28 protein-coding genes and 1 riboswitch are annotated in these 25,736 nt (G+C 40.6%); of the genes, 22 read left to right on the plus strand and 6 right to left on the minus strand.

What is annotated here, in order from left to right; translation table 11 throughout:
• Positions 1-48 precede the first annotated feature (48 nt).
• Positions 49-792, minus strand: a complete 744-nt coding sequence (gene fabG / locus LKO28_RS00820; protein WP_227692617.1) for a 3-oxoacyl-[acyl-carrier-protein] reductase — start codon at positions 790-792, stop codon at positions 49-51.
• 194 nt (positions 793-986) lie between these two features.
• Between fabG and LKO28_RS00825 the strand changes: the two genes are divergently transcribed.
• The 4 genes from LKO28_RS00825 (at position 987) to LKO28_RS00840 (ending at position 5,593) form a co-directional block, all read left to right on the plus strand.
• Positions 987-2,480 carry a malate:quinone oxidoreductase gene (locus LKO28_RS00825; protein WP_227692618.1) on the plus strand — a complete coding sequence of 498 codons (1,494 nt, stop codon included), beginning with the start codon at positions 987-989 and terminating at the stop codon, positions 2,478-2,480.
• 11 nt (positions 2,481-2,491) lie between these two features.
• Positions 2,492-2,623, plus strand: a riboswitch (TPP riboswitch).
• Positions 2,624-2,680: 57 nt separating this feature from the next.
• Complete coding sequence (pnuC, locus tag LKO28_RS00830) at positions 2,681-3,307, plus strand: nicotinamide riboside transporter PnuC (protein WP_227692619.1); 627 nt, start codon at positions 2,681-2,683, stop codon at positions 3,305-3,307.
• Complete coding sequence (locus tag LKO28_RS00835) at positions 3,297-4,361, plus strand: acyl-CoA dehydrogenase family protein (protein WP_227692620.1); 1,065 nt, start codon at positions 3,297-3,299, stop codon at positions 4,359-4,361. Before pnuC ends, LKO28_RS00835 begins: the two co-directional genes overlap by 11 nt.
• Before the next feature lie 101 nt (positions 4,362-4,462).
• Positions 4,463-5,593 (plus strand): aldo/keto reductase, encoded by a 1,131-nt coding sequence (locus LKO28_RS00840; protein WP_227692621.1) that lies wholly within the window; start codon positions 4,463-4,465, stop codon positions 5,591-5,593.
• A 16-nt stretch (positions 5,594-5,609) separates the two neighbouring features.
• On the opposite strand, the gene LKO28_RS00845 is transcribed toward LKO28_RS00840, so the two are convergent.
• Positions 5,610-7,346, minus strand: a complete 1,737-nt coding sequence (locus LKO28_RS00845; protein ID WP_227692622.1) for a thiamine pyrophosphate-dependent enzyme — start codon at positions 7,344-7,346, stop codon at positions 5,610-5,612.
• Positions 7,347-7,523: 177 nt separating this feature from the next.
• On the opposite strand from LKO28_RS00845, the gene LKO28_RS00850 reads away from it, so the two are divergent.
• Genes LKO28_RS00850 through LKO28_RS00860 form a run of 3 tightly spaced genes read left to right on the plus strand, consistent with a single transcriptional unit; the run spans position 7,524 to position 11,276 of the window.
• Entirely contained in the window at positions 7,524-8,336 is an 813-nt protein-coding gene (locus tag LKO28_RS00850) for a hypothetical protein (RefSeq protein ID WP_227692623.1), read from the plus strand.
• An 11-nt stretch (positions 8,337-8,347) separates the two neighbouring features.
• The gene (locus LKO28_RS00855; RefSeq protein ID WP_227692624.1) at positions 8,348-9,118 is read left to right on the plus strand and encodes a methyltransferase domain-containing protein; all 771 of its coding nucleotides are present in this window, start codon (positions 8,348-8,350) and stop codon (positions 9,116-9,118) included.
• 7 nt (positions 9,119-9,125) lie between these two features.
• The gene (locus LKO28_RS00860; RefSeq protein ID WP_227692625.1) at positions 9,126-11,276 is read left to right on the plus strand and encodes a 7TM diverse intracellular signaling domain-containing protein; all 2,151 of its coding nucleotides are present in this window, start codon (positions 9,126-9,128) and stop codon (positions 11,274-11,276) included.
• 317 nt (positions 11,277-11,593) lie between these two features.
• Here LKO28_RS00860 and LKO28_RS00865 read toward each other — a convergent pair whose 3' ends face one another.
• Positions 11,594-12,499: a helix-turn-helix transcriptional regulator gene (locus tag LKO28_RS00865; protein ID WP_227692626.1), complete on the minus strand. Its 906-nt coding sequence runs from the start codon at positions 12,497-12,499 to the stop codon at positions 11,594-11,596.
• An 84-nt stretch (positions 12,500-12,583) separates the two neighbouring features.
• Between LKO28_RS00865 and LKO28_RS00870 the strand changes: the two genes are divergently transcribed.
• The 15 genes from LKO28_RS00870 to LKO28_RS00940 all read left to right on the plus strand — a co-directional run bounded on the left by LKO28_RS00870 (position 12,584) and on the right by LKO28_RS00940 (position 21,936).
• Entirely contained in the window at positions 12,584-12,829 is a 246-nt protein-coding gene (locus tag LKO28_RS00870) for a hypothetical protein (protein WP_227692627.1), read from the plus strand.
• 6 nt (positions 12,830-12,835) lie between these two features.
• Positions 12,836-14,917: a hypothetical protein gene (locus tag LKO28_RS00875; RefSeq protein WP_227692628.1), complete on the plus strand. Its 2,082-nt coding sequence runs from the start codon at positions 12,836-12,838 to the stop codon at positions 14,915-14,917.
• A 60-nt stretch (positions 14,918-14,977) separates the two neighbouring features.
• Positions 14,978-15,832 carry an ATP-binding protein gene (locus LKO28_RS00880; protein ID WP_227692629.1) on the plus strand — a complete coding sequence of 285 codons (855 nt, stop codon included), beginning with the start codon at positions 14,978-14,980 and terminating at the stop codon, positions 15,830-15,832.
• Complete coding sequence (locus LKO28_RS00885) at positions 15,832-16,242, plus strand: hypothetical protein (RefSeq protein WP_227692630.1); 411 nt, start codon at positions 15,832-15,834, stop codon at positions 16,240-16,242. The genes LKO28_RS00880 and LKO28_RS00885 overlap by 1 nt, the downstream gene beginning before the upstream one ends.
• Positions 16,229-16,549 (plus strand): helix-turn-helix domain-containing protein, encoded by a 321-nt coding sequence (locus tag LKO28_RS00890; protein ID WP_138090434.1) that lies wholly within the window; start codon positions 16,229-16,231, stop codon positions 16,547-16,549. Before LKO28_RS00885 ends, LKO28_RS00890 begins: the two co-directional genes overlap by 14 nt.
• Positions 16,530-16,871 (plus strand): hypothetical protein, encoded by a 342-nt coding sequence (locus LKO28_RS00895; protein ID WP_227692631.1) that lies wholly within the window; start codon positions 16,530-16,532, stop codon positions 16,869-16,871. The genes LKO28_RS00890 and LKO28_RS00895 overlap by 20 nt, the downstream gene beginning before the upstream one ends.
• Before the next feature lie 146 nt (positions 16,872-17,017).
• Positions 17,018-17,674: a DUF3164 family protein gene (locus tag LKO28_RS00900; protein WP_227692632.1), complete on the plus strand. Its 657-nt coding sequence runs from the start codon at positions 17,018-17,020 to the stop codon at positions 17,672-17,674.
• 318 nt (positions 17,675-17,992) lie between these two features.
• The gene (locus LKO28_RS00905) at positions 17,993-18,253 is read left to right on the plus strand and encodes a hypothetical protein (protein WP_227692633.1); all 261 of its coding nucleotides are present in this window, start codon (positions 17,993-17,995) and stop codon (positions 18,251-18,253) included.
• 8 nt (positions 18,254-18,261) lie between these two features.
• Complete coding sequence (locus LKO28_RS00910) at positions 18,262-18,582, plus strand: hypothetical protein (protein WP_227692634.1); 321 nt, start codon at positions 18,262-18,264, stop codon at positions 18,580-18,582.
• Positions 18,579-19,382, plus strand: coding sequence for a hypothetical protein (locus LKO28_RS00915; protein WP_227692635.1), 804 nt, complete (start codon positions 18,579-18,581; stop codon positions 19,380-19,382). Before LKO28_RS00910 ends, LKO28_RS00915 begins: the two co-directional genes overlap by 4 nt.
• A 5-nt stretch (positions 19,383-19,387) precedes the next feature.
• Positions 19,388-19,822, plus strand: a complete 435-nt coding sequence (locus LKO28_RS00920) for a hypothetical protein (RefSeq protein ID WP_138090416.1) — start codon at positions 19,388-19,390, stop codon at positions 19,820-19,822.
• A complete protein-coding gene (locus LKO28_RS00925) occupies positions 19,822-20,238 on the plus strand; it encodes a hypothetical protein (RefSeq protein WP_227692636.1) in 417 nt (138 codons plus the stop codon). Before LKO28_RS00920 ends, LKO28_RS00925 begins: the two co-directional genes overlap by 1 nt.
• An 18-nt stretch (positions 20,239-20,256) precedes the next feature.
• On the plus strand, positions 20,257-20,811 hold the full coding sequence (locus LKO28_RS00930; RefSeq protein ID WP_227692637.1) for a hypothetical protein: 555 nt from the start codon (positions 20,257-20,259) through the stop codon (positions 20,809-20,811).
• Positions 20,812-20,896: 85 nt separating this feature from the next.
• Positions 20,897-21,211, plus strand: coding sequence for a hypothetical protein (locus tag LKO28_RS00935; protein ID WP_138090408.1), 315 nt, complete (start codon positions 20,897-20,899; stop codon positions 21,209-21,211).
• A 32-nt stretch (positions 21,212-21,243) separates the two neighbouring features.
• Complete coding sequence (locus LKO28_RS00940) at positions 21,244-21,936, plus strand: DUF4145 domain-containing protein (protein WP_227692638.1); 693 nt, start codon at positions 21,244-21,246, stop codon at positions 21,934-21,936.
• Between the two features lie 8 nt (positions 21,937-21,944).
• Here the strand turns inward: LKO28_RS00940 and LKO28_RS00945 are convergent, their stop codons facing one another.
• The 3 genes from LKO28_RS00945 to LKO28_RS00955 all read right to left on the minus strand — a co-directional run bounded on the left by LKO28_RS00945 (position 21,945) and on the right by LKO28_RS00955 (position 25,736).
• Positions 21,945-22,376 (minus strand): hypothetical protein, encoded by a 432-nt coding sequence (locus tag LKO28_RS00945; protein ID WP_227692639.1) that lies wholly within the window; start codon positions 22,374-22,376, stop codon positions 21,945-21,947.
• A gap of 3 nt (positions 22,377-22,379) precedes the next feature.
• Positions 22,380-22,919, minus strand: a complete 540-nt coding sequence (locus tag LKO28_RS00950) for a phage virion morphogenesis protein (RefSeq protein ID WP_227692640.1) — start codon at positions 22,917-22,919, stop codon at positions 22,380-22,382.
• 141 nt (positions 22,920-23,060) lie between these two features.
• Positions 23,061-25,736 carry a DUF935 family protein gene (locus tag LKO28_RS00955; protein ID WP_227692641.1) on the minus strand — a complete coding sequence of 892 codons (2,676 nt, stop codon included), beginning with the start codon at positions 25,734-25,736 and terminating at the stop codon, positions 23,061-23,063.

The following is a 25,736-nucleotide window of genomic DNA, read 5'->3' on the forward strand; positions in this document are numbered from 1 at the left end:
GTCAAGGGCTTTAACATTTTTTTACACTGTCGCAATTCCAGCTACGGGCTAGAGCATACCGCCATCAACCGGCAAAACCTGTCCGTTGATATACGTAGATAAATCGGACGCTAGAAATAAACAAGCGTTAGCCACGTCTTCCGGTTCACCAGCACGTTTTAACGGAATATTCGCTTCCCATCCGGCTACTACTTTCGGGTCAAGTACGTCCGTCATTTCCGTGCGGATAAAGCCCGGTGCAATCACATTTGTACGGATATTGCGCGAACCCAATTCTTTTGCCACGGATTTCGAAAAGCCGATGATACCCGCTTTCGAAGCAGCATAATTGGCCTGTCCGGCATTTCCCTGTACACCAACTACCGAACTCATGTTGATAAACGAACCTTTACGGTTTTTCATCATGATTTTTGAAGCCGCTTTCGTAACGTTGAATATGGATTTTAGGTTAATATTGATCACATCGTCCCAGTTTTCTTCCGTCATACGCATCAACAAACCATCTTTCGTGATACCGGCGTTGTTCACCACCACGTCGATCGTTCCGAATTCGGCGACAATATCGTCGATTAATTTTTCGGCTTGGTCAAATTGCGATGCATCAGAGCGAAAACCTTTAACGCGGGTCCCAAAAGCCTGCAATTCTTGCTCTAATGCTTCTCCCTTTTCTACAGAAGATAAATAGGTAAATGCTACATTCGCTCCCTGTTGAGCAAAAACTTCGGCGATTTTCCGGCCGATACCTTTTGATGCTCCGGTGATTAGAGCCGTTTTGCCTGCTAATAATTTCATCTGTTTATTTTCGTTTTTTTTATTTCTCTATCCAATTTACAACAAACCTAAATAATTTCGCATTTATATGCAATATAAACTGTCGGCACATAAAGTGATTGGTTAGGAAATTTTAAACAATAATGAAAGAATTTTGACAAATTCATTCGGTTATAAGCAATTTGAATGTTAATTTTGTACGCAATTTTGAAACTATGGGTAAAAAAGCAAAAAAATCTGAAGTCGATGTCGTATTGATCGGTGCGGGTATTATGAGCGCTACATTAGCGACCTTAATAAACGAACTGAATCCCGATATCAATATCGAGATCATCGAGCGGTTGGACGTTGTCGCTGCTGAAAGCTCAGATGCCTGGAATAATGCCGGTACAGGGCATTCTGCCTTATGTGAATTAAATTATACACCCCAACAACCTGATGGGCGTGTGAAAATAGATAAAGCCATTCATATTGCGGAACAATTTGAGATATCCAAACAATTTTGGGCCTACTTGGTCGAAAAGGGTATTTTGAAGAATCCGACGGAATTTATCCGCCAAGTGCCGCATATGAGTGCGGTGTTTGGTGAAAAAGACGTAAACTTTTTGCGTACGCGTTATGAAGCGATGGAGAAAGAAAACCTCTTTAAAGGGATGGTGTATACCGAAGATAAAGCGGTATTGCGCGATTGGATTCCGTTGATGATGGAGGGACGCGACGCGACGGAAACTATGGCGGCAACGCGCATGGAGATCGGTACGGATGTGAACTTCGGTGCGCTGACGCGGGATTTGATTAGCCACTTGCAGACTAAAGATAATATTAAACTTTCGCTCAATCAGGAAGTGCGGGACATTGAACGCGAGGACGATGGTCGCTGGGAAGTGGAAATCAAGGATATGAACACGGGTGAAAAGCGCGAAATCAAAGCGCAATTCGTGTTTATCGGAGCGGGTGGCCGTTCGCTGTTGCTATTGGAAAAATCCGGTATACCCGAAGCAAAGGGTTATGGCGGATTCCCGGTGGGCGGACAATGGCTGCGTTGTACCAATCCGGAGATCATTGAAAAACACCATGCTAAAGTGTACGGGAAAGCATCGGTAGGTGCGCCGCCGATGTCTGTGCCGCATTTGGACACCCGTTATATCGACGGGGAGCAGGCATTATTATTTGGTCCGTATGCGGGTTTTTCAACGAAGTTCTTGAAGAAGGGATCCTATTTCGACTTGCCGGCGTCGATCAAGTTGTCGAATATCAAACCGATGATTTCGGCTGGTTTACATAATTTAGATTTGACGAAATACCTCATCACCGAAGTGATGAAAAGTCCGTCGGATAAACTGGATTCCCTGAAGCAATTTATTCCTACGGCACAATTGAAAGATTGGAAAGTCGAAGTTGCCGGACAACGGGTACAGGTTATTAAGAAAGATCCGAAACACGGGGGCATTTTAGAGTTTGGTACCGAGGTGGTATCGAGTGCAGATGGTTCGATTGCAGCTTTACTAGGTGCATCGCCGGGTGCATCGACGTCGGTACCGATCATGATCAATCTCTTGAAACGCTGTTTCCCGGAAAGAGCCAAGTCGGACGAGTACCGCAAAAAACTGCGAGAACTTATTCCTTCTTGGGGTAAAAGTTTGAACGATGACCAGGAGCTTTGCGAAACGGTCAGAAAGCGTTCGAAAGAAGCGCTACAGTTAGCATAAGCTAAGCAACATATTTAATGGGGTGCTTTTCAGGCGGTTGGGAACCGCTTGATTACAAGGCTGAGAATATACCCAATCCTGTCTATTTACAGGAGGAACCTGATCCAGATAATGCTGGCGTAGGGATAATTTCTATTCTTATTCTGTTATATTGCTACCCCGTAAATGTGTTGGATTTATCCATTACACCGTTATATAGTATGCAGGTATCAGAATTTTTGGAACAAGTACAAAGTGGTTTTCTCCAAACCTCTTGGTTAGAGCGCCTCGCGGTGTTGTTCGGGATCGTGCAGGTACTGCTATCTCGTAAAAATAAAATATCCAACTACTTTTTTGGTATTATAGGTATTTGCCTGACCATATCGGTACTCTATGCGGCCAAGTTGTATGCCGAGATTTTCTTGAATATTTATTATCTCGTCATGAGCGTCTATGGCCTATGGTACTGGCGCTATGGTAGCGGAAGTCAGCGGCAGCTGGCTATCACCCGGTGCGGCCGCCGGGATTGGTCAGTAGTGGCAGGGATTGTATTAGGGGGCTTTGTGCTTCTGTTTGTCTTTTTAACTGCTTTTACCGACTCGGATGTGCCGATCATGGACGCTTTTGTATCGAGTACGGCTTGGGCGGGGATGTGGCTGTTGGCGAAACGTAAAATCGAAAATTGGATCCTATTAAATATCAGCAATTTTGTGGCGATCCCCTTATTGTTTTATAAAGAACTTTATCTCTTTGCTTGTTTAACCTTATTTCTATTTATTGTCGCCATTTCGGGCTATGTAAAATGGAAGAAGATTATGTCTACTCAATCTCAACTGCATGTTACTTGATACTGAAATCCGTTATACGATTAAAGATTACATGCGTGAAAGTATCGCGCTGAAAACGTTGAGCCCGGAGCTGTTAGAACTGGTCTACCAGCAAAACTGGTTTAATTTATGGGTGCCTAAGGCGTACGGCGGCCGGAATACCGCGCTTCCCGCGGGTTGCCGCTTACTGGAAGAGTTAGCCTATACAGATGGTGGTTTTGCTTGGACGGTAACACTCTGTGCAGGGGCGAATATGTTTGCCGGATTTATAGACCCAGCACTGGCAAGCCGGATCTTTGGCGAGCGGGAAGTGTGCTGGGGGGGAAGTGGTAAGCCTGGCGGACGCGCCGATAAGGACGGCGATAGCTTTATCATCAGCGGAAGCTGGAAATATGCTACCGGCGCACCGCATTTAACGCATTTTACGCTAAACGCCTGGATATACGAAGATGGCGTTCCGCTCCTGGACAAGCAGGGTGAACCCATTTACCATTCTTTTTTTATTGATCGAGCGGATGTGCTGATCCACTACGATTGGGATACCTTCGGGCTGGAGTGCACAGCGAGCCATAGCTTTTCGGTACACGAATTGCGTGTGCCGGCAGGGCGGGCCTTCGACTTGCAACCCGATAAGCGGACAAGCGAAGAACCGGTTTTCTATTATCCGTTTATGACCTTTGCCGAATGTACACTTGCGGTCAATTATATCGGGATGTTTCGACGCTTTCTTGACCTGTTCGAAAAGCAACTTCTTGTGAAGTCTTCCGATCCGGAATGGGCGAGGGAGAAAGGAAAAACATTGTTTAAAAAAATCGATGTTGTAAGAAGTGCCTTTCAAAAGAAACGTGATCGTTTTTATGAACTCATAGACGAAACATGGGATAAGATAGCACCGGATGCAATACTATTGTCTGAAATAGCTGATTTAAGTAAGGAGATGGTGCGCGATATTCGAATAGGAACAGTGGATTTGTTTCCTTATGCGGGCATTGCCGGCGCACAGCGTGATAACGAGTTGAATATTGTTTTTCGTCATATTTTCACGGCTTCGCAACACGCTTTATTAAATATTTAGTCTTCTACATTTCGCATATAGAAATTATCAAAACAACCTTTTCCCGTGTTTGTTCTTTAATTGATAGGTGGGGTAAAGATAAATAGTGACGAAATAGCTATATGATGCAAAGACGGACATTTTTAAAGCATACAGGTTTGGCAACAGCCGGAATGGCAGCTTCTGCACTGCTCCCTGTATTTGCGACAGATTTAGGTATTAATAGTAAGAATAAGACAATGGAACAAGTTCAAAATTCAGGATATCATAAACGATTTAGACCGAACAGTAAAGTAGGATTTGGTGGAGTAGCATTGGGAAATGGCTTTGATGTCAATCCCGATGTGGAGTGTTTGCAATCCATGGAAGCGGCGTGGGATGCTGGCGTTCGTTATTTCGACACGTCGCCGTGGTATGGTTTAGGTATAAGTGAACGCAGAATGGGTTTGTTCTTAAAGGATCAACAACGGGAAGACTACGTCATTTCAACCAAAATCGGACGAATCCTTCATCCGCATGATGACTTTAAATTGGAAGAGAACTGGAAAGGTCAATTGAATTTTTCCTATGAATATGACTATACCGCGGAAGGTGTCCGCAGAAGTGTGGAAGCTAGTTTGCAACGCTTAGGTATCGGCTCTTTGGATATTGTCTTTATCCATGATCTGTCTCCCGACAATGGCGATATGAAAGATGATTGGTTAACATATTTCGAAATAGCCGCCCGAGGTGCCATGCCGGAATTGACAAAGATGCGGGAGGAAGGACTAATTAAAGGGTGGGGATTGGGGGTCAATACGATTGAGCCTATTTTGAAAACAATCGAAGTTGCCGATCCCGATATCTTTCTTTCAGCTTGCCAATATTCCCTTATTCATCATCGGGATGATTTAAACCAAGTATTTCCGAAGGCCGCAGAACGTGATATTTCAATTGTAGTAGGCGCTCCGCTTTGTGCGGGATTTCTGGCCGGTAAAGATCGTTACCTATATGGCGGTGATTTTCCGGCTGGGGTAAAAGAAAAGCTTGCTGCTTTGCAACGCGTATCAGATAATCATCGGGTAGATTTACGTACTGCAGCATTACAGTTTGCCGCCGCTCCAGAGGTGGTCTCTGCCGTTATTCCAGGGGCACATACCGTTGAGCAAGCCCAAGAAAATGCGGCATCTTTTGAAGAAAAGATACCGGCCGCTTTTTGGGAGGAGTTGAAACAGGAAAGATTGATCGAAGAAAATGCGCCTGTACCGAAATAGGTAATAGGCACACTATCTAAAAGACATCTTTAAGGTGTTTATAGTTACTTTTAATGATATTGGCAACATCTTTAAAATCACCATGGAGCATCATTTTACCCATGGAAGAAGCCATTCCTTTCAACTGTTCAAATTCTATTTTTGGAGGCATAGCGAGTGAATCGGGATTGGTATATACATGTATCAAAGCCGGCCCGTTGGCAGCGAACGCATTTTGCAATGTTCTCTCCACATCATCTGGGGAATCTATCGTAAAGCTATTCATGCCCATCGCATCACCTATTTTGGCAAAATCAGGGTTGAACATATCGGTTTCGCCATCGGGCAGTCCTTCTACTTGCATTTCCAATCTTACCATGCCTAATGATCGGTTATCGAATACGATAATTTTTATTGGCAGTTTATATTGCACGACGGTAGCCAGATCGCCCATCATCATGGATAGCCCACCGTCACCACAAAGTGCAATAACCTGTTGAGCGGGTCTGGCTAAAGCAGCTCCTATCGCATGTGGCAAGGCATTAGCCATCGATCCGTGTGTAAACGACCCCAATAATACTCGTTTCCCGGTTGCGTGTAAGTATCGCGCTCCCCACACACAACACATTCCGGTATCTACGGTGAAAATAGTGTCGTCATCTGCTAACCGATTAATGGTGTCCGTCAAAAACTCAGGCGATATGGCATGGTGCTTTCCTGTATCTTCTACGTAGGTTCGAAGCGATTTCTTAACATCTTCATATTTATCCAATTGTTTTTGTAGGAATGCATCATCCTTTTTTTCTTCAACTAAAGGGAGTAGTGCTTCCAACGTGTCTTTTATGTTTCCGGCTAAACCTAATGATACCTTAGCCTTCCGTCCGAGACGCTCTGCGCGTTTGTCCACTTGTATAATTTCGAGATCATCTGGCATAAATTCCTTATAAGGAAAATCTGTTCCCAACAGCAACAACAGCTCGGAATGATGCATGGCATAAAAAGCGGAAGGTAACCCAAGTAAGCCGGTCATGCCTACCTCAAACGGATTGTCATACTGTATGCCCATCTTGCCTCGAAAGGAATAAGCCACCGGTGATTTTAGCAGGCCTGCCAAGGTGATGATTTCTTGATGTGCTTCTGTTGCACCAAATCCACAAAAAATAGTGATTTTAGATGCTTTATTTAAGCGTTCGGCAAGTTCGCGAAGCTCACTGTCCGAAGGTCGGAAAATAGGCTGTTGTGTAAGTAAATAGGGAGAGGTGCTACTTTCTTCGGCTTTTTCCTTCGTGAGATCCCCTGGAAGTCCCAAAACGGCTACTTCTCCATTGGTATGGGCATATTGTAAGGCCGCCTGCAACATACGGGGAAGTTGTTTCGGCGTGGTGGCGATCTCGTTATAGCCACTGCAATCGGCAAAAAGCTTTATCGTGTTGGTTTCTTGAAAATAGCCTGTGCCAAATTCTTCCGTTGCACAGGTTGAAGCGATCGCTAATACAGGCACATTGTTTCGTTGTGCCTCATACAGCCCGTTAATAAGATGTACATGTCCGGGACCGCTGCTTCCTGCACAACAGGCAATTCCATTGAGCTCCGCTTCTGCAGCAGCGGCAAATGCACCAGTCTCTTCATGCCTTACGTGTATCCATTCGATATCACTAGATCGGCGGACGGCGTCATTTACTTCATTTAGGCTATCGCCGGCAACGGCGTAAATACGTTTAATGCCCGCCTGCGCGATTGTTTCTACGAGTTGGTCTGCTATAAGTTTTGCCATAGTATTTCTGTAAAAGGGTTGACTATAAAACACGATTTGCAGCAAATGGTTTTTTTCTAAAAAGTGTCGTTGTAATTTTTTGTTCCCTATTTCTTATGGAAAAATGTCGCGGAATACATGTCATATACAAGACTTTTGAGTAGTTTTGTTAGTGTAGATAAAATTTTAACCTTTAACGTGGCATTAATATTTAAAGATGGACGCCCGGTAGTCCGACTCAGAGCATTCCGAGCTATTGATGATCCTAAAACGTGTGAACGTTTTATTGAAGGACATGAGCACGTGCTCACGGCAATAGGCGTAAAGAAAGTTACCTCTTCAAAAAACGACTGGATGTATAATCCGGCCGCTTTTGTGTTGATTGTGGAATCGCTGGACGGGGAGCGGGTGTACGGTGGTGCGCGGATACATGTGGCAGGAGGCTCTCAACCTCTTCCGATCGAAGAAGCAACCGGAAATATGGATCCCAAAATTTTCGATCTGGTATGGGATTACGCGCAGGAGGGAACCGGAGAGGGCTGCGGCTTGTGGAATTCCCGCGAGATTGCCGGATACGGTATCGGTAGTATCTTTCTAACCCGGGCTGCTATTGCGATCGCTCCGCGTATCGGTATAAAATCGCTCTTTGCCCTTTGTGCACCTTACACCATAAATCTGACGAAAAGCGTGGGATATCGGCAGGAAACGGGCGTGGGCAATAACGGAACGTTTTATTATCCCAAATTGGATCTGTTGGCCACAACGATGATTCTGGATGATGTAGAAAGCCTGCCTTTAGCGTCCGAAGAAGATAAAGCCGCGATTTTAGCGTTAAGGGCACAGGGTGAAGTGGTGCGGATAGAGGAACTACGTAGAAAGGAAATTGAAATTCATTACAGTCTTCAATTGGATAATTTGAAGAATTGGGATCTCCAGAAGATGATACAAGGCATGACCCGTTATGACGTTAACGACCAATCCTTTGACGGTAAAGAACCGAGTATATTCTGAAAAATAAGACTATGGCTGAAAAACATTATAATAGCACGTATCTATCCGACACGATGCGATTACTCCAAGGGGTCAAAACCAAATCCTACACTTTTTTTAACTCCGTCGCGGATGGTGGAACACTGGTGGATTTAGGCTGCGGAACCGGGCAGGACGTACTCAACATGGCACGCACTTTCTCGGGAGATAACCTGCGTTTTATTGGCATAGATCACGACGCAAATATGATCGCTAAGGAGAACGGGGCTAGTGCATCGGATCCGCGTATCGAATTTTTGGTGGGGGATGCCCTGCATATACCGTTAGCGGATACCACGGTGGATGGTATACGTATGGAGCGTTTGGTACAGCACGTGGTCGACCCGAAGGCGCTGTTTACAGAAGTGTACCGCGTTATGAAAGCCGGCGGTAGGGTGGTGATTGTGGAGTCGGATTGGAAAAGTATTGCGTTTTACCAGGGTGATTTGTCCGTAGCCGATAAACTCAACCAGTATTTATCCGCTAAAAAGGTAAATAATGGGAAAGCAGCGCAATCGCTGAGCACCTATCTGGATCAATGGGGATTCGGCAAGGTGACTGCCGAGGTTTTTCCGTTTGTCCTGACTTCTTATGCGGATGCCTGTACGTATCTGTGGATCGACAAGATGATCGAGGAAATGGTGGCGTTGGATCGGATTACAGCAGCCCAGCAGCAGGATTTTGTAGCGGCGCAGCAGGCTGCGGACGCACGTGGTTTTTTTGCTTGTAGTATGAATATTGTACTCGTATCCGCAGTAAAATAATATGATAGTGAGGTTCCTTCTTCTGCTACTCCTGTTTCCGTTAGGAATATTTGGTCAAATCAAACTAACGGATGTAGACACCTTGGTTGGATTAGATTCCTGCCTGTATATATTGAAGCCCGACCGACAGGTGAATGCTAACGAGATCGGATCACTGCGGGATGAATTTGTGCGGAGCGAGGCGGTCAATCCGAATTTGGGCCTGAGCCGTCATAATATCTGGGTGCGCTTCGAGATTGAAAACTTGGGTCAATGGTCAGACTATTTGCTCAATGTGGCTTATCCTTTGTTGGATGAAATCGAACTGTATGAGGTGGATACGCTGGGCCATTTAAATTCGGTTGCGCATTTTGGTAGTTTTAAGAAATTTAGCGATCGCCGGTATAAACATCCGAACTATATCTTCGATATGCCTATCCGCCCCGCTGAATCGAAAACTTACTATCTACGGGTGCGGAGTGCTGAACAAATTATCTTGCCACTTACGTTGGGTATGCGGGATGATGTTTGGGGACAAATACGTAAGACGGATATCTTATTGGGACTTTATTTAGGCGTGGTGCTTATTATGGCCCTATATAACTTTTTCTTATTTCTTTCTGTCCGGGATTATTCCTATTTGTATTATGTCGTTTACGTCGTTTTTTTAGGATTTACACAATTCGGTATTGCCGGCTTGAACTTTGAATTCCTTTGGCCCAACTGGCACGCCTGGGAAGAAGTAAGCGTAACGCTGTTTGCCTGCATTAGCGGAATCGCCGTTCTTTTCTTTTCCGATCATTTTTTACAGCTCAAAAGATATTTACCAAGAGCCCGCTGCATGCTAGCGGGACTCTTGTTGTTGTTCGTTGCGGGTTTTATCACCACCGTTGGTGGAATCGAACGGTTTGGTTTCCAAATTATGCAGCTTGCAACAACTTTGGAGGCGTTGACCCTATTTGGGATTTCCATGTATATGCTCCGGAAAAACTACCGACCGGCATTTTACTTTTTTATTGCCTGGGCAATCGTATTGGTGGGTGCCTTGATATTCCTGCTTAAAGACTACGGCATCTTGCCGTATACAACGTTTACCAGCAACTCGTTTAGACTAGCCTCGATTGTCGAGATGGCGCTCTTGTCGTTCGCGCTAGCTGCCCGGATCAATATTCTGAAGAAAGAAAAAGAGGAGTCGCAGGCACGCGAACTGGCTAGTTTGATGGAAAACGACAGGTTGGTCCGCGAACAAAATGTTGTTTTGGAACAGAAAGTGGAGGAGCGTACAGAGGAACTGACGGCATCGAATGTTTCGCTTCAGGAGACTTTGCTTCACCTGAAAGAAACGCAATCTCAATTGGTGGAAGCGGAAAAAATGGCCTCTTTAGGGCAGCTTACCGCAGGCGTGGCCCACGAAATAAATAATCCTATCAACTTTGTGTCGTCCAATGTGGCGCCGCTTAAACGCGATATAAAGATGATCTGGGATACCTTAGCAGAAGTGGAACGGATTGCATTTGATCCTGAGTTATCGGTGGAAGAAAAGCACGCCCAGATAGCAGCGTATAAAGAAGAGATCGACATAGCCTATCTGAGGGAGGAAGTGGATTTTCTACTGAAAGGGATGCATGACGGTGCACACCGTACGGCCGAAATCGTGAAAAGTCTGCGTATTTTTTCGCGGGTGGACGAAGATGGTTTCAAGTTTGTCGATATCAACGAAGGGCTGGAATCGACCATGGTGATCCTTAATACCCTCATCACGCCGGATATGACGGTGGAGAAAAATTACGGAGAGTTACCTAAAGTGGAATGTGCGGCGGGTAAGATGAATCAAGCATTTTTGAACATATTGACGAATGCGATTTACGCTATCAACCAGAAATTCGGTAACACGCGCGGGGGGAAGCTGGAAATCGAAACAGGACTTCATAAAGATTCAGCCAATATTTATATGCGAATCGCAGATAACGGTATTGGTATCCCCGAGACGATCCGCGAAAAGATCTTCGAACCTTTTTTCACGACCAAGGATGTGGGGGAGGGTACGGGCTTAGGCATGTCGATCACCTATAATACCATCGCTAAACATCAAGGGAAAATCGAGGTGGAATCCGAAGAAGGAGTGGGTACAGTATTCACCCTTATTCTGCCTATTCATCAAAACATTACGGGAAAATAACCGTTAGTTATTGGAATAATCCCTAACTTCGTTTCAAATAATACTGTTTTCGGTCTGGGTGATCAGGTTATGTCAGAAAAAACAAAAATATTATATATTGATGATGAACCTAAGGGGGTTAAAACCACTTGTACCAATTCAATAATATAAAAAAGTGCAAAAAATGTGTTTTTTGATAGTGTTAAGGCGGTTTTTAGTCAAAGAGGATAAAAAACCACTTGTGCAATCCTCTATAATTTGGTGCAATTTTACTATAATTTTTTAAAGCGGTTTTAAATGGTTATTAAAATAAGTTCGATAACCGTTCAAATCCGCTTCTATTTTAAACGGTGCTGAAGCTGATCCATTATTAAAGTGACCTTTGCTTCTAGGTCATTCACCCTATTATAAATGGCATCGGGTTCGGGGAACTCAAACGCTAGGTTAGCTCTCAGATACCACATTTCCAATACTTCTTCAGGATCAAGAAGAATGTTAGGATACTCACGTTTATTTTGGTTGTCACTTATCAAAATAAGCCTTCCAGTATCGTCAATCCTATTTAAAACACGTTTGGTCACAATTCCTTCCGACCTCGTTACAATCGTGTAAATACGCCTGTCACGGATATCTTCAAAGCTTTCTATCCATTGACCTATACCAAGACTGCTATTGTGCAGTGTGGGTGACATTGATTGTCCTTTAATCTCAAAAGCCCTAAATGTACCATGTCCAATGTTTGGAATCCTAAGCGTTGGTAACTGTTCTATGTATTCAGGATCAGCATAACCATTTAGATAACCAGCAGCAGATTTGGTACTAACTAAGCTTATAACCTCTCTATCATTTTCAGCTACTGTTATAACCTTTGGTAGTCCTAAAGTGGTAGTTGCAGGGGCATTTGGGGGGGCGTTTTTATCGTTAGTTGGGGGGGCAATACTTGTAATATTTTCATTTGAAAGCATAGTATTTTGATTACGAGCATTAGGGGTATTTACAATTTTTGTGCTATCAGCTTCAGGGCTGAGTAACATTTGCCCCTCTCCTGTTAGTAACCATACAGGATTTATATCAGGGTAAACACAGACAATTTTCTCTAATATATCACTTCCTACAGAAGCCTGTCTCTTTATTTGTTTACCGAAATAGCCATTACCCACGCCAATAGCCTTATCAAATGCATTTAAGCTGATTGATTTACTATCGAGGTAATGTTTGATTCTATTTACAGTTTTATTTTCCACAGAAAAAAGTCTCTATTATTTTTGTTTATACAGAATATTGTCTGTATAATTGTGAACGCAAAGGAACATTAATAAAGCGAATATATGAAAAACAAAAACGAGTTGTGCCAATTTTCTGCGATTTCGGATGGAATCATTATTCCAGCGGTTGTCACTGCACGGATAGTGGGATGTTCCGAATCAACGGTGAAAAAGGTTCGCACTGGTGTAATAGGAAAAAGTGGCAGAGGTAAGACCTGCCAACAGGTGGTTTTAGTAGATCAGCTTTTAATACAAGCTGTTGATATGGGGGTAAAAGAAGTTCAAAAGGTAGTCGAATCTACCAAGTAATTAATTATGCAATACATTAACAATAATATCCTGTGTTTGACATATGACGAATACGTTAGCTTGTTCGGTATAGAAATATATAAATCCGATAAGAAACGTAATAATATCGTTGTTCACGGTATTGGTGGTAATGGTCGCAAAGTGTTTATTGAATTTGAATCCCTGAAACCAAACCGAAAAGAAACTATAGTAAAACACTATGGAAATCCTTATGACTATTTAGCCAAACAACCCATTTTAGACCTAATAGATTGGGATTACCAAGCGCAAAAATTCTACACTGATTATGTCCTTCCTAATGGCACTAAGTTGCCTGCAAGTGATTTAGATGCTATGGGTAAAGCGCAAATAAACTATGTTGACCGATATACTAAAGCTGTTAACTGGCTCAATATGCTGGGTAAATTCACAACAGATAAAAGAGCTTTAAAACAAGCTTTAAATATATCCGTAATGGAGTTTTGGGATGTTGTAGGGGAATTGGTCGTAAAGGAAAAGATTGCACTTCCTGCCAATCCAAAAAGGCTAAAGGAGAAACTTAAAGAATTCAACTCTTATGTTGATGCGAGTGACAAATATGAAATGCTTATTGAAAAACATCGTTTTGGTAACTCAAATGCAAAGAAAACGGATGAAGAAGGTGAAGCATTATTATTAAAGCTCCTGAGCGATCCAAGAAAGCATGATGATACTGTAATAGCTGCTGCATATAATAAATATGCTGTTGACAATGAAAAAGAAACTATCACGGCTGGGGCTGTTGGGTATATACGTAGGCAAAATGAGCATATTATAAAAGCCACGCGTGACGGTGCTAAAGCAGCTTATAACCAATATACCAAAGAGATCAAACGTAAACGTGCTTCAGCTCCATTGCTATTGCTAAACAGTGATGATAACAACCTTGACCTTTTCTTTACTGTAGAATATAAGGATAACGCTGGTGCTACAAAGAAAAACCACTATTACCGTCCTGTATTATATGTTGTCATTGATACCTTCAATGATTATATACTAGGCTATGCGTATGGAGATAACTCAACGCATGAACTGATTTATGAAGCATTCCGAAATGCTATAAATCATATTTACGAGCTTACTGGCGGTTACTACCTATCACACCAGTTGCAAACTGACCGTTGGGGGCTGGATGTGAAAATGAAGAATGAGCTTGGTGAATTTTATCGCAAAGTTGGGGGTAAATTCACACCACAAGCCCACAAAGTTCCTCAGGGTAAATATATCGAACGTTCTTTCGGTAAAGAATGGCATCAAGTATTAAAAGCCCTTCCATTCAATAATTATGCTGGCTACAACGTAAAGGCTAAAGAGAGCTTAAACCCTGAGTTTGTTGCACAAAATGCCAAAAACCATCCTTCAATAACTGAAATGCCAACGATCATCGAGGGCTTTATCAATTTGATGCGAACAAAGGCTAATCCAAAAACAGGGATCAGCCGTCAAGCTGAATGGCTGGAAGCATTCAGAAATAGCGATAAGAGCCGTAAAAATCATATTGATACAGCTACAAAGCTTTCCATTGTTGGTAAAAAACGTGCTGGTGAACCTTTAAAGATATCTTCCAAAGGTATTGAATGGACTGTTTCAGGGCAAAAATTGCGTTTCGATCTTCCTAATGAAGTGATATGGAAATATAACGGTGCAAAAGTAGATGTGTTCTATGATCCGTCTAACCTAAATGAAGTATTGATCACGGATGGTAGCGGTTTACGGTTTGTCGCTGGACAATATGACGAACGCCCATCTGCAATAGCTGATTATCAGGAAGGAGATAGAAAACGGATACAACAGGATTGGGATAATAAAGAGGAAATATCAACACGCCTAACCTCGGTGCTTCAGGATAAGCTAAAAGCTTTGGATGGCTCAAACATCAACCCTGAAAGCTTGCTACAGGCTGGTGTCCTTTTAAAGGATTTGAAAAATGGTGCTGAAGCTGGATATCTACAACAGCTATACGGTAAAAAAGAAGCGTTACCAATGCCAAAAGAAGAATTTAAAGTACCTGTTGAACCTCAGAAAGATGAGGATAACGATGAAGGATTTGACATTTATAATCTAATGTAAAAACTCCCACGGCTGCAACCGTGAGAGTGCAAAGTGTACACATTAATAAAGCGAATAAAAATGAATACAACCACAAAAGAACAAATTAAAAACGACTTGTACCAATTTGTGCAGAAAGTCGGAAGCCAAAACGCTGCATCTAAGCAATTGACGAATGTAAGCAATGCTACTATATCCAATATTCTTGCTGGAAAGTGGGATAACATAGGTGATAGTATGTGGATAAGCATTCAGAAACAAGTTTCCGCAAACGGCAACGAGTGGAAAGTATTGACCGATACAAGACGTATGAGCATGATGCATCAGCTGTATATGGATGCTAAGCGTTTCAGTGAGGTTTTCTGTATTGTCGCTCCTGAAGGAAGCGGAAAGACAGAGCCAGCAAAGATTTTTTCCAGCAATGAAAACGTGTATATCCTAAAATGTAAAGAGCATTTGAACCGCAAAACCTTTTTGAGCGAATTGCTACAGGCTATGGGTAAAGACAGCGGAGGATATACGGTCTATGAAATGATGACCGTGGTACTGGAAGCCATATTGAGGGCTGAATCACCTCTAATCATATTGGATGAAGCGGATAAGATCAGTGATCAGGTGCTTTACTTCTTCATTACAATCTACAATGAAACTGAAGGTAAATGTGGCTTGGTTCTTCAGGCAACGGATCACCTTAAAAAGAGAATACAAAAAGGCGTTGCAATCAATAAGAAAGGGTTTAAGGAGATATTAAGCCGTATTGGTAGAAAGTTCATTGAGTTGCCTCACAATACCGATGAGGAACTAAAGCGAATAGCCATGTTGAACGGTGTGAATGATGAGCTTGAAGCCATTAGAATAGTGAATGACAGTGAAAGGGATATCAGAAGGGTTAAACGTCTTGTATTGGCTTATAAACGCAAGAAAGGAGCTGCATAATGGAAATGACAAACACTAAAACAAGCTGGATTAACAAGGTTAAGACTATACAGCAGGTAAACCGTGAGCTGGTCATGCGTAAGCTGGGTATTTCAGAAGAAGATTATCACGATATGTGGTTAGATGCTGGAATCCATTATTTAACGGATGTGATTGAAGTTGGTGAATGGCAGCCCGAATTTATGAATGCTCGCATCTTTTGGAAATGGTGGTTGAACCATTGGCAACGCTGGGATACTCGTTTCTTGGAATACACTAAAGAAGTTCCAAGAGATCAGTGGGCTAAGCTCTATGATGATGTGCATGATCCACTGCACGCAGACTTTAAACCCCATGCTGTAGTGCTGGAAGATATCTTCCATAAAGAAGTAGTGATCCCAATGACTAAAGGACAATATGAAAAGGCGTAACATTTTAAAGCTTATAGCTCAGGAGTTGGGCTATAGTGTTGAGGATATTTTAACCAAAGGAAAGAAAACGGATGTGTTGTATGCTCGCTATATAACGATTGCCATCCTAAGGGAGGAAGGTTATAGTACCAATGAAATAGCATCCCTGTTTACAGAATGGTCACGTAATAACATTGCAAACCACTGTGTAGAGGTGTTCAATGATCTTCTTTCCTACAATAGAAAATTTAAGGATATGTATTTAAAGGCGGTGAAAGCCGTGGAGGATAGCGATTATGAAGATGAAAATGACCAGAAATCAGCTTGAAGCTGTTGAGTTAATTATTCGATTGATGTTGGATGAAAACAAACCATCCAATCCAGCTGAAAAACTGGTTTACGATATCGTATATAAATTTTATAGCCGAATCCGTACACGTGTAGAGCGTGCTACTGCCACTAAAGAAGGTTGGAGCATCAAATTTGGGGAGCAAGAAGCTTTGGCGATGCATGTGTTCATTTCAAACTTTCCCATACCACATGGCTACTTATACGAAGAAATTCAACTGGATACTATTTACATAAAATTAGATCAAGAATATGGAAGACTTATTAACACAGATAGCAGTCATAGAAAATTGGCTACGTGATAAGCCTCACGTTGGTCAAACCGAAAAATCAGAAATGATTAGTAGGCTACGAGAACTTAATGAGAGGCTGAATAAGCTTCAGGAAGGATTGAAACTATTAAACAAAGGCGAAAGCCCATTAAAAGCACAAATAAATTCAAAATAATATGGAAACTACAATTTTAAGCAAACCAGTAAATGAACTGACATTAGAAGAAATCGAAGCAATAGCAGCACAAAAAAGAGCTGAGGCTAACGATAAAAAACAGAAGGCTCGTGAGGCATACGAGACTTTACGAGATGAGGCTATTAGCAACATGATATCCTATGCATTATCGCTAAATGAGCAATTGACAGGATTTAAGAATTCATCATTTGAGATGATTGAAACCCTTTATAAGATGCTACAAGAGCATAGTGACCGCCATGCTAACGGCAAAGGTAATGTGACTTTAGACACGGCTGATGGTCAATATAGAGTAGTATATAAAAGGTCGGACAATACTCGATTTGACGAAAGAGCCACACAGGCTGAAGCTCATATATTGGATTTTTTAACCTCTGAATATCCTGAAGGAAGTAACACTTCCAAACTTATTCGATCACTGTTAGAACGTAAAAAAGGTGCGTTGGATAAGAACCTTGTATTAAAGCTTATCGGTATGAAAAACGATTTCAACAATGAGCATTGGCACAAAGGTATTGAACTATTACAAGAGTCAATTGTACCCGATAACACCAAATTTTATGCAGAATACTACTACCGTAGTGATGACGGGGAATGGTGTCCAATCCTGTTAAACTTCGCTAAGCTATCAGTGTAACTGATGATAATCCTGAATATCATTAAAACGAATGATAAACCCAAGTATGGAACGTACAGCGGATCGTTACCGCTGTTGGGTTCAAAATATTAATAAAGCGAAATAACATGGATAATCAAATCAGTTTTAATCAATCTGAATGGCAATTGCCTCCAATATTATTGATGCATTGGGGATACGGTAATTTAATGCCTGAATTTAACCACGAAATATGGTGGACATGTCCCCATTGTGGCGAGGTGTATGATGCAAGATGGCATCAGAAAATATGTCCATCATGTAGACGTGATATTGACAAGTAAACTAAAGCGAATAAATATGAAAAAGAATGAAGTAACAACGGCTGACAATCTGCAAATTGGCGACCGTTTCTATTTCCTGAATGACAAAAACAAGGTGGTTTGGGAAATGGTAGAACATGAAAAGAAGGTCACAAACTACCAAACCTATTCTAATTGGTGCATTCCTGCAAGCGTGTCTGATGGTAGAGGTTCTGACACTTTTAAGGCTGCCTTTGTGAAGCCGATCCGTAAAGAAACTAAGGTTGTTTATTTAAGATCAAAGGAGGGATTTATATGAAGTACATTATGATTCAAAGAACATTGTCATCCTCTATGGACGATGATAATGTAACTATGTATCCGATTATCTTTCCTAAAGAATTAGTGCATAAAGACATTGCTGAAGCAATTACTAAAGTCATTTCAAATTATTGGGGTGATAGCGAAATACAAGTAGTTAGTGCTGGTGAAATTAATTTAGTGGCGGGCTTTGTACATGGATTTAGCGATACTCTGAAATTGAACAGCGATCCAGCTGATGATAGCGTGATATCAATGGTGGATTATTTTAACGTGCATAGGTATAGAATACCGACTACAATAATTAACAACGAAAAGGGCAAATGAAAGCATTAGGAATAAAACAATTTCATCAGAAAACATTCAAATTACTCGATTTAGAAGGTTCTCAATTTAAACCTACTCTGGGTAATATACCAAAGTTCTTTACTTGTGTAATTGGCGGTTTTAGCGGTAATGGTAAAACTGAATTTTGCATCCGATTGGCTAAAATGTTTTGTGAGCGTTTCGGGGTAAAGGCTTCTTGGTGGTCGTATGAGCAAAGGCATGGGTTTGACTTGCAAACAGCGACCATGCGTAACAATATGGAAGAGGTTTCAGGCTTATTTATCCCAATTGACCCGATAGCTAATTTACCTCAGGGGGTTAGTTTTTTGGAAGATTTGGACGCATATCTTGAAAAGCGTGGAAGCTCTGAATATGTATTCATTGACAGTATTGATTACACCAACTGGAAGAAGGAAGATTATTTATACTTGAAAGAGAAATATGAAGGGAAAAAGACGTTTATTTTCATCTGCCATACTGATCCTTCAGGAAATCCAAGAAAGTCCATTGCACGTGATATCATCTTTGATGGTGGCATGTTTATTTTCGTTTCAAAGTATATAGCTACTCCCTTAAAAAATCGCTTTGGGGGCTTTGATCCATTTGTAATTTGGGAGAAAAAAGCGAGAGAGCTAAACCCACTTTTCTTTGATCCAAAGAGTAAGGTAAAATGTAAAAACCAAAACCAACAAGCGGAGCTATTTGAAGAATCGGAGAATGAAAAGCAAGGGGTATCGAAAAAAGTTCCTGTTGAAAGTAAGGGGGTAGATGCAAACAATAAATTAAAAGTAGTGGGGTAAATGCAATGAAAAGATTCGTGTTAACATCAGACAGTTTTAAAGGTCAAGTGGTTTTAGGCTATAACGAAGATGGTTTATTGTCTCTTGTGGAGAATGATGCTATAATGACCGAAAAGCAATTTTCTTGGTTTTGGGACTTCCTTCCAATCCATGAAAGTCAATTGTCAGAATACAAAAGAAAGGTTAAAGGATATTTGGAGGAACTACCTGAAGATATCAGCTTTGATGCATTTTGGAATAGGTATGGAAAAAAAATAAATAAGATCAGGTGTGAACCTATTTTCAAGAAATTAAAAGATGCTGAAAAGCTATTAGCTATTCGCAATATCAAGCCGTATGAGGAATATTTAGAACGTACTGGCTATAGAGGTAAGTGTGACCCTGAAAACTATTTTAAAAAGGGCTATTGGAATGTTGACTGGAAAGCGGAAAGGGTTTAATGATGAAACAAATATCAAGTACTAAAAAACAAAATGCAATGATCGGCTACTTAGTTAGCCGATTAAAGCTGGATGATGATACCAAAGAAGAAATCATTTACAGCTATACTGATGGTAGAACCACCAGCATTCGGGAATTACAATTTGAAGAAGCCAAAGAAGTAATTAAAGCTTTGACCAGTGGTCACGTTCAATTTCAGTCACCAGCAAACAAAATGAGACGTAAGATATTATCTATGGCTCATGAAATGAGCTGGGAGCTTCCAAGCGGTAAAATAGATATGAATAGGGTCAACAATTGGTGCATCAATTATGGCTATCTGAGTAAGCGTTTAGATCAATATACCGAAAACGAACTTCCTGCTTTAGTGTCTGCATTTGAAAACATGTATTTAAAGCATTTAAAAGGGATTTAAAAGTTATATATTCGTAATATGAAAACTCTGTTAACTCTTTTTATACTTATAGCTTGCATTACCGTAAATGCTCAAATACAACTTACACAGGATGGCATAAGGGATGCTAATGATACCTCAAATCACTTCATTGTTTTGGATTATCAAGTTCCACAATCGGAATTATATAAAGCTACATTGAGTGCGTTAAATAAGCTTTATAATTCTCCTGAACATGTGATTGATGCCGTGGAAAATGCATCAATAAAAGTGAACGCTAACAGCAATATCATTTCTGTAAATAAACTGACAGCTCTTGAAAAGCAAAAATACAGCGTTGACTATGTAGTTTTATTGGATTTTAAAGATTCTAAAATTCGTATTGAGATACCCTCAGTCCTATTTAAACAAGAAAGTTTAAGCGGATATAATTTCTTTTTAGTTGCAAACAGAAAGAAAATAGGCAAAACAAATGGAATATGGGATTATGATGGTAATCTAAAAAATGAATGGTTGAAAGAAGATGTAGAAAAGTATTTCAATAATTGGGTTGGATGGTTAGATAAAGAAATAAAAAACTATTCCACTTGGTAAATGTAAGCCCCTATGAATTAGGGGCTTTTTTTATGCTTTAAAACTCGGTTAACTTGGTGTTGGAATTTGATATATTTTTGTATTAATGATAAGAGGAAGCCAAACCATTACTCAAATTTTTCCGACTGCTATAAAATCCGAATCGAGCCGTAAAAGCATCAAAGGAGTTTATACGCAGGATCGTGATATTTGTATGTGTTACCGCTACTACTACCATTATGAAATACTTCGTGTACGCATGGATGATGCCGTTGCTACTATGGAAAAAGAATTTTTTGTTTCCGCTTCTACCATCATGACCAGACTTGTTGATTATGCCGATTTATTAAAAGATATAGTCTACAATAAGCCTTCAAAAAAAGAGCTTAGAGAAAAATACCCTCAATTTGTCTGGAATTAATTATATAGATTTGTTAAGATAATCTATTTAGTATGCCATTTTACGAATCAACTATTAAATGTCCTTATTGTTTTAAGGATCCTCTCATCCACTGGAAAACTACTGAATTATTTGAAGAAGACAGGGAAAATGATTTAGCTAAGCAAATTTATTATAATGAATGTCCAATCTGTAGAAAATTGATCGTCGGGGTACAATATGGTCAAAAAGGATGGGCTTTTGGTAAACACAATGTGGACACGCCCATTTTTGAAGAGATTGTTTACCCTCAATATAGTCGAACAATGAAGCCAGACTATATACCGGAAAATTTATATGGAGAGTATAAAGAATCTATAGATGTGTTACCAGTAAGTCGGAAATCGTCTGCTGCAATGTCTAGAAGAATTTTACAAAACATTATAAGGGAACACTATGCTATAAGCGAAAGAACGTTAGATGCAGAGATACATAAATTCATTTCCTTGCCGTCAATACCAACATATATTTCAGATGCTGTGGATGCTGTTAGATGGATTGGGAATATCGCTGCTCATCCTCTTAAAAACTCTGAAACTGGCGTTGTCGTTGATGTTGAAGATGGAGAAGCGGAATGGCTTGTAGAGGTTATTGAAGCATTGTTTGATTTTACATTTGTTCAACCCAAAAAGCTGGAGGCAAGAAGGAACGACTTAAATGAAAAATTAGCATCACTCGGAAAACCAAAGTTAAAAAGCGGTAAATAACCGCTTTTTTATAGATATTCCTTGACAAAACCAGTCGCAAAAGTAATTCGCACTACATCAAAATCCGCTCTATCTTCATCAATTATGCTGGTGCATTCCCATTTTTCCGTTTTACCTAATTTTAAGCCCTGAAACAAGCTTTCAATCTCTTCAATGGTGTCGTAATACTCTAAAGCTTTTTCGAGCCGTTGTGAGGCGTTTAAATTGTTTTGGTCGATAAGCTTTTCAAATGCTACACGGATTTGAATTTGACAGGTTGCCCGTTGGATCATAGCGTTCAAATTTTCACGTCTTGGAATATTTACCTTAATCAATGCACATGGGAATTTTACTTCAGGTCTTTGATTGTAGCCTTCGAGTTGCCCCCGATCTCTGTCAATAAATGCTATACTATCCAGTGTGTCCAATTTTAACAATGTGTTTTTAAATATTTCTTTCATTTTTTAAAGGGTTTTAAAATTAGTTTTAAATCTTGTTTTAATATCCGTTATTAGGCTTTGACTTTTGCCCATAAATTGACGTTTAGGAAGTGTGATGGAATATGCGCCAACTGAAGCTTTTTGGCTGAAGGATGCACGTTCATTGTTTTTGGAGAATAGTGTTTTTCCTTTAAATTTTCCTCTTGTATGTTTCTTGAATGTAATGTGTTTTACTCCTCCTTTGTGCTGGATGGTTTCACCTTCGTTGTGTGCTTTAGCGTATAGCACTCTTGATGAGCCAGCAGATAGACCAGCCCTATCATGATAAACGTAATTGATCCTAAGTGTCCGAAATAAATTTCCAGTACGGTACATCAGTGATCCTCTTGACGGCTCTCTTTTTTTGTCCTTATAAGGCTGGTAAGGCTTTCCGTCCCATTCTTTCTTTAGCAAGGCATTTTGAAAATGTTCCAAAGCGGTTTCAGCAACCAGCTGAGGTGCTAATTCTATCTTTGTGTCAATCTTTTTAAATAATGCTTCAAGCTGTTTATCAAACTTATCCATACTATTTGCTATATTTGTATTGTAATACTACCTCGTGTAAATGAGAGACTGTTAAATAGGTTGAGCAGTGGCTCATGACTGGTTTTCCAACGTGGTACTTTACACAACCTTAATTAAAGCCATTAGTTAACGCTAATGGCTTTAATTCTTAATAAGCAATCCCCTTCTAAGCCTTGTATCATCCAGCTTGTGCCATGTTTCGATTTTCAGCTCTAAACTATCCGTTAGCGTACAAACCACTACAACAGCTTGATCATTATAATACTTCAGGTATATAAACGATTGATACTTTTGGTTTCGGTAATTCTGTAGCCATACTTCATCAGGAGCGGTTAAAATGTTTTCCACTTCAGATAAATACAGATGCCTAGTCCTGTACTTTTGATACCGTGTATTTGTATGAGATTTTAAAGTTGCTTTATCAATGGTAATGATCCTATTGTTATAGTCGGTAATACCAAACTTCTTGGATGTAACCTTTTTGAGTTTGTCTGTAAAATATTCAATTGCATCTTCAATCTGATCTTCACCAAATTTGGGACTGAACTGTTTTGCATTGAAATTTTGATCCAGCGGTTTTAGACCCCAATCCTTATAGCCTAGATTATTCATCCGTTTGGTTACATCAAGATAATCCGTTGTATAGTGTTGGTTTTCGGTAAATACCTGGCCTTTGTCCGCTCTGTTTATACCCCAACCCCCTTTAGCTGCTTTCTTAAATTCTGGGCTATCCAAATACAGTTTAACCTTTTCTTCTGAAGCTTTCAATTCTTCATCCGTAACCTCAGCTTTAGTTCTTGGAACAATCCAGCAACGACAATTCCAATCGTTGGGAGGTAAAATGTACTTCCATGCTGGGTGATTCCACGGTAATATAATATCGTGCAATAAAGCGTGTGAATGACGTACCCTCTCATCTGCAACAGTCTTATACTGCCAGTAAGGGAAATTATCCGTTTGCTTCATCAGCCTATTGTAAGTAGAAGCCATTTCACCTGCTGCAATAGCCGTGTTGTATTCGGTTTCCAGCCAAGCTTTATTGTGAACGTCCAGCATTGAGCTTGCCGTGTCATAGAATTCACGGAATGATTTTGCTTTACGGAACAACTCATTTAATTGCTGGGCTTCATATAGTGTCTTAGCACCAGCGAACCTAAAGAGATTCATCTCGTAGGCTGTTAACGTTGCTGGATCGTTTACATCATACGAAAAGCCCAAATCCATTAACTTCGTTGGCTTTGTTTTCCATCCCTGAACAAAACCCATCGTTAAAGTCGTAGCCGTGAATTCATACAGCTGGGTATCAAAATTCAATGTCCCTTTTGCAATCCAAGCTCTTTGGATGACATCATCTTTAATGGTGTCAAAAGCTTTGGAAGCGGTGAATTTTGCTAACTGTATTTTACTCGTGTGGTGATCTCCAAACGCCCCGACTAGCTGTCTGTTTTGTGCTGTCGGGGCTGGGTGAAAAAGCTGTAACAACCTCCTGAACCAAGATAGCTTTTTGAGTTTATCCACCTTGTTTTCGGTAGGAGTGTCGGTGTTTTCTTCCTCTGAAAGTTCGGGGGTAACTGCATTTTTGTTATCGGATTTAGCTTCTAAAGCTTTGTTCTTACTATCTTCAAGCTCGTTTTTTAATTCTTCATAGTTATCGGGCTTTCTTACTCCATATTCTTCGTAATAAAAATCATCGTCAATTGGTATTCCCAAATCTTTACGCATGGACTTGTGTATTTCATAGGAGGTCTTATCAAGGTTCTTATCTTTTTTAATGACAAACGTTCCTCCTTTGGTATCAAATCCAGCAGCCTTCAAAATTTTGATGAACTGCGAGTTCAATGAACGTCTTACAAACTGAAGATCGGATTCATTTTTTTTCTGATCTTCTTTTTGGTGTATTTCGGCTTGTGCGTAACCGCTTCTTGTGCTGGAATCTGTTGTTTCGGTTGATCCCAAAAGAACCTTTGAAATGTACGCATCCATTTTACTGACAAAAGTGTCTTGAAGCTGACCGTTGGCATTACCTGTATTGTTCTTGATATCAACCTTAGTTCCTGAAGGTCGGATCATGATTCCTCCTGATCCCATTTCACGGATTGCTTTTGCAAGTTGCTGACGTTGTCCTTCATCAAATCCGTCCCATTCAGCATCAATGATACCACGTCCAAAAATTTCAATGAATTCAGCCCAATCGGATGTACTGCCTCTTTTATAGATTGAGTACATAGCAGCAGAAAGCAAAAGCCCCAAATCATTTGCCTTACCAAATTTCATGATGGTTTTGTTATAAATACCATCGTTGATATTTATTCCTTCATCATCCGTTTGGTGTTTTACAATGAATCCCCTTTCAGGTCTCATGTGCTTCTTTGGTACTGAATAAAGTTCAAATTCATTCTGACCGTTTTCATTAATGAAAAAGGTAGGTTCGCACATCGAATAACCCCAAGCTTTGGAATCTATTATTTCCTTTAATAAATCCTCAAAGCCTATACAGTCAATAAGCTCGTTTATTTCATCTACGGGATTACCATCTTTATCCGTGAATTCCCAATTTGCTGTTGTGATTGCATCCTGACGTTTGCCCCATACCGCTATGATCTGTCCATCAGTTGTGGAGATGTCGTGATACAGATCATACAAGTAAACACGTCTTGGAATATGTGATTCCGCTGATCGGGTTGCATTCCTCCAGCTGGATATATCCTGACTTTGCCTTGCAAAAGGTTGAATTGAAATATTTTGGATAATCGGTGCTGAAGTATTCTTTCCAGCAACAATTTTCTGTTTTGTTCTTTGTCTGTTGTTCTTTGCCAT

It is taken from the genome of Sphingobacterium sp. FBM7-1 (assembly GCF_020687765.1).
Taxonomy (GTDB): Bacteria; Bacteroidota; Bacteroidia; order Sphingobacteriales; family Sphingobacteriaceae; genus Sphingobacterium.

Bases quoted from the DNA above. Each gene is read 5' to 3' on its own strand.
- LKO28_RS00880 (WP_227692629.1), top strand. From the start codon at position 14,978: ATGAATACAACCACAAAAGAACAAATTAAAAACGACTTGTACCAATTT.
- LKO28_RS00950 (WP_227692640.1), bottom strand. From the start codon at position 22,919: ATGGATAAGTTTGATAAACAGCTTGAAGCATTATTTAAAAAGATTGAC.
- LKO28_RS00935 (WP_138090408.1), top strand. From the start codon at position 20,897: ATGATAAGAGGAAGCCAAACCATTACTCAAATTTTTCCGACTGCTATA.
- LKO28_RS00930 (WP_227692637.1), top strand. From the start codon at position 20,257: ATGAAAACTCTGTTAACTCTTTTTATACTTATAGCTTGCATTACCGTA.
- LKO28_RS00910 (WP_227692634.1), top strand. From the start codon at position 18,262: ATGATTCAAAGAACATTGTCATCCTCTATGGACGATGATAATGTAACT.
- LKO28_RS00875 (WP_227692628.1), top strand. From the start codon at position 12,836: ATGCAATACATTAACAATAATATCCTGTGTTTGACATATGACGAATAC.
- LKO28_RS00855 (WP_227692624.1), top strand. From the start codon at position 8,348: ATGGCTGAAAAACATTATAATAGCACGTATCTATCCGACACGATGCGA.
- LKO28_RS00925 (WP_227692636.1), top strand. From the start codon at position 19,822: ATGATGAAACAAATATCAAGTACTAAAAAACAAAATGCAATGATCGGC.
- LKO28_RS00955 (WP_227692641.1), bottom strand. From the start codon at position 25,736: ATGGCAAAGAACAACAGACAAAGAACAAAACAGAAAATTGTTGCTGGA.
- LKO28_RS00835 (WP_227692620.1), top strand. From the start codon at position 3,297: ATGTTACTTGATACTGAAATCCGTTATACGATTAAAGATTACATGCGT.
- LKO28_RS00900 (WP_227692632.1), top strand. From the start codon at position 17,018: ATGGAAACTACAATTTTAAGCAAACCAGTAAATGAACTGACATTAGAA.
- LKO28_RS00870 (WP_227692627.1), top strand. From the start codon at position 12,584: ATGAAAAACAAAAACGAGTTGTGCCAATTTTCTGCGATTTCGGATGGA.
- LKO28_RS00885 (WP_227692630.1), top strand. From the start codon at position 15,832: ATGGAAATGACAAACACTAAAACAAGCTGGATTAACAAGGTTAAGACT.
- LKO28_RS00890 (WP_138090434.1), top strand. From the start codon at position 16,229: ATGAAAAGGCGTAACATTTTAAAGCTTATAGCTCAGGAGTTGGGCTAT.
- LKO28_RS00845 (WP_227692622.1), bottom strand. From the start codon at position 7,346: ATGGCAAAACTTATAGCAGACCAACTCGTAGAAACAATCGCGCAGGCG.
- pnuC (WP_227692619.1), top strand. From the start codon at position 2,681: ATGCAGGTATCAGAATTTTTGGAACAAGTACAAAGTGGTTTTCTCCAA.
- LKO28_RS00940 (WP_227692638.1), top strand. From the start codon at position 21,244: ATGCCATTTTACGAATCAACTATTAAATGTCCTTATTGTTTTAAGGAT.
- fabG (WP_227692617.1), bottom strand. From the start codon at position 792: ATGAAATTATTAGCAGGCAAAACGGCTCTAATCACCGGAGCATCAAAA.
- LKO28_RS00945 (WP_227692639.1), bottom strand. From the start codon at position 22,376: ATGAAAGAAATATTTAAAAACACATTGTTAAAATTGGACACACTGGAT.
- LKO28_RS00825 (WP_227692618.1), top strand. From the start codon at position 987: ATGGGTAAAAAAGCAAAAAAATCTGAAGTCGATGTCGTATTGATCGGT.
- LKO28_RS00915 (WP_227692635.1), top strand. From the start codon at position 18,579: ATGAAAGCATTAGGAATAAAACAATTTCATCAGAAAACATTCAAATTA.
- LKO28_RS00840 (WP_227692621.1), top strand. From the start codon at position 4,463: ATGATGCAAAGACGGACATTTTTAAAGCATACAGGTTTGGCAACAGCC.
- LKO28_RS00920 (WP_138090416.1), top strand. From the start codon at position 19,388: ATGAAAAGATTCGTGTTAACATCAGACAGTTTTAAAGGTCAAGTGGTT.
- LKO28_RS00905 (WP_227692633.1), top strand. From the start codon at position 17,993: ATGAAAAAGAATGAAGTAACAACGGCTGACAATCTGCAAATTGGCGAC.
- LKO28_RS00895 (WP_227692631.1), top strand. From the start codon at position 16,530: ATGACCAGAAATCAGCTTGAAGCTGTTGAGTTAATTATTCGATTGATG.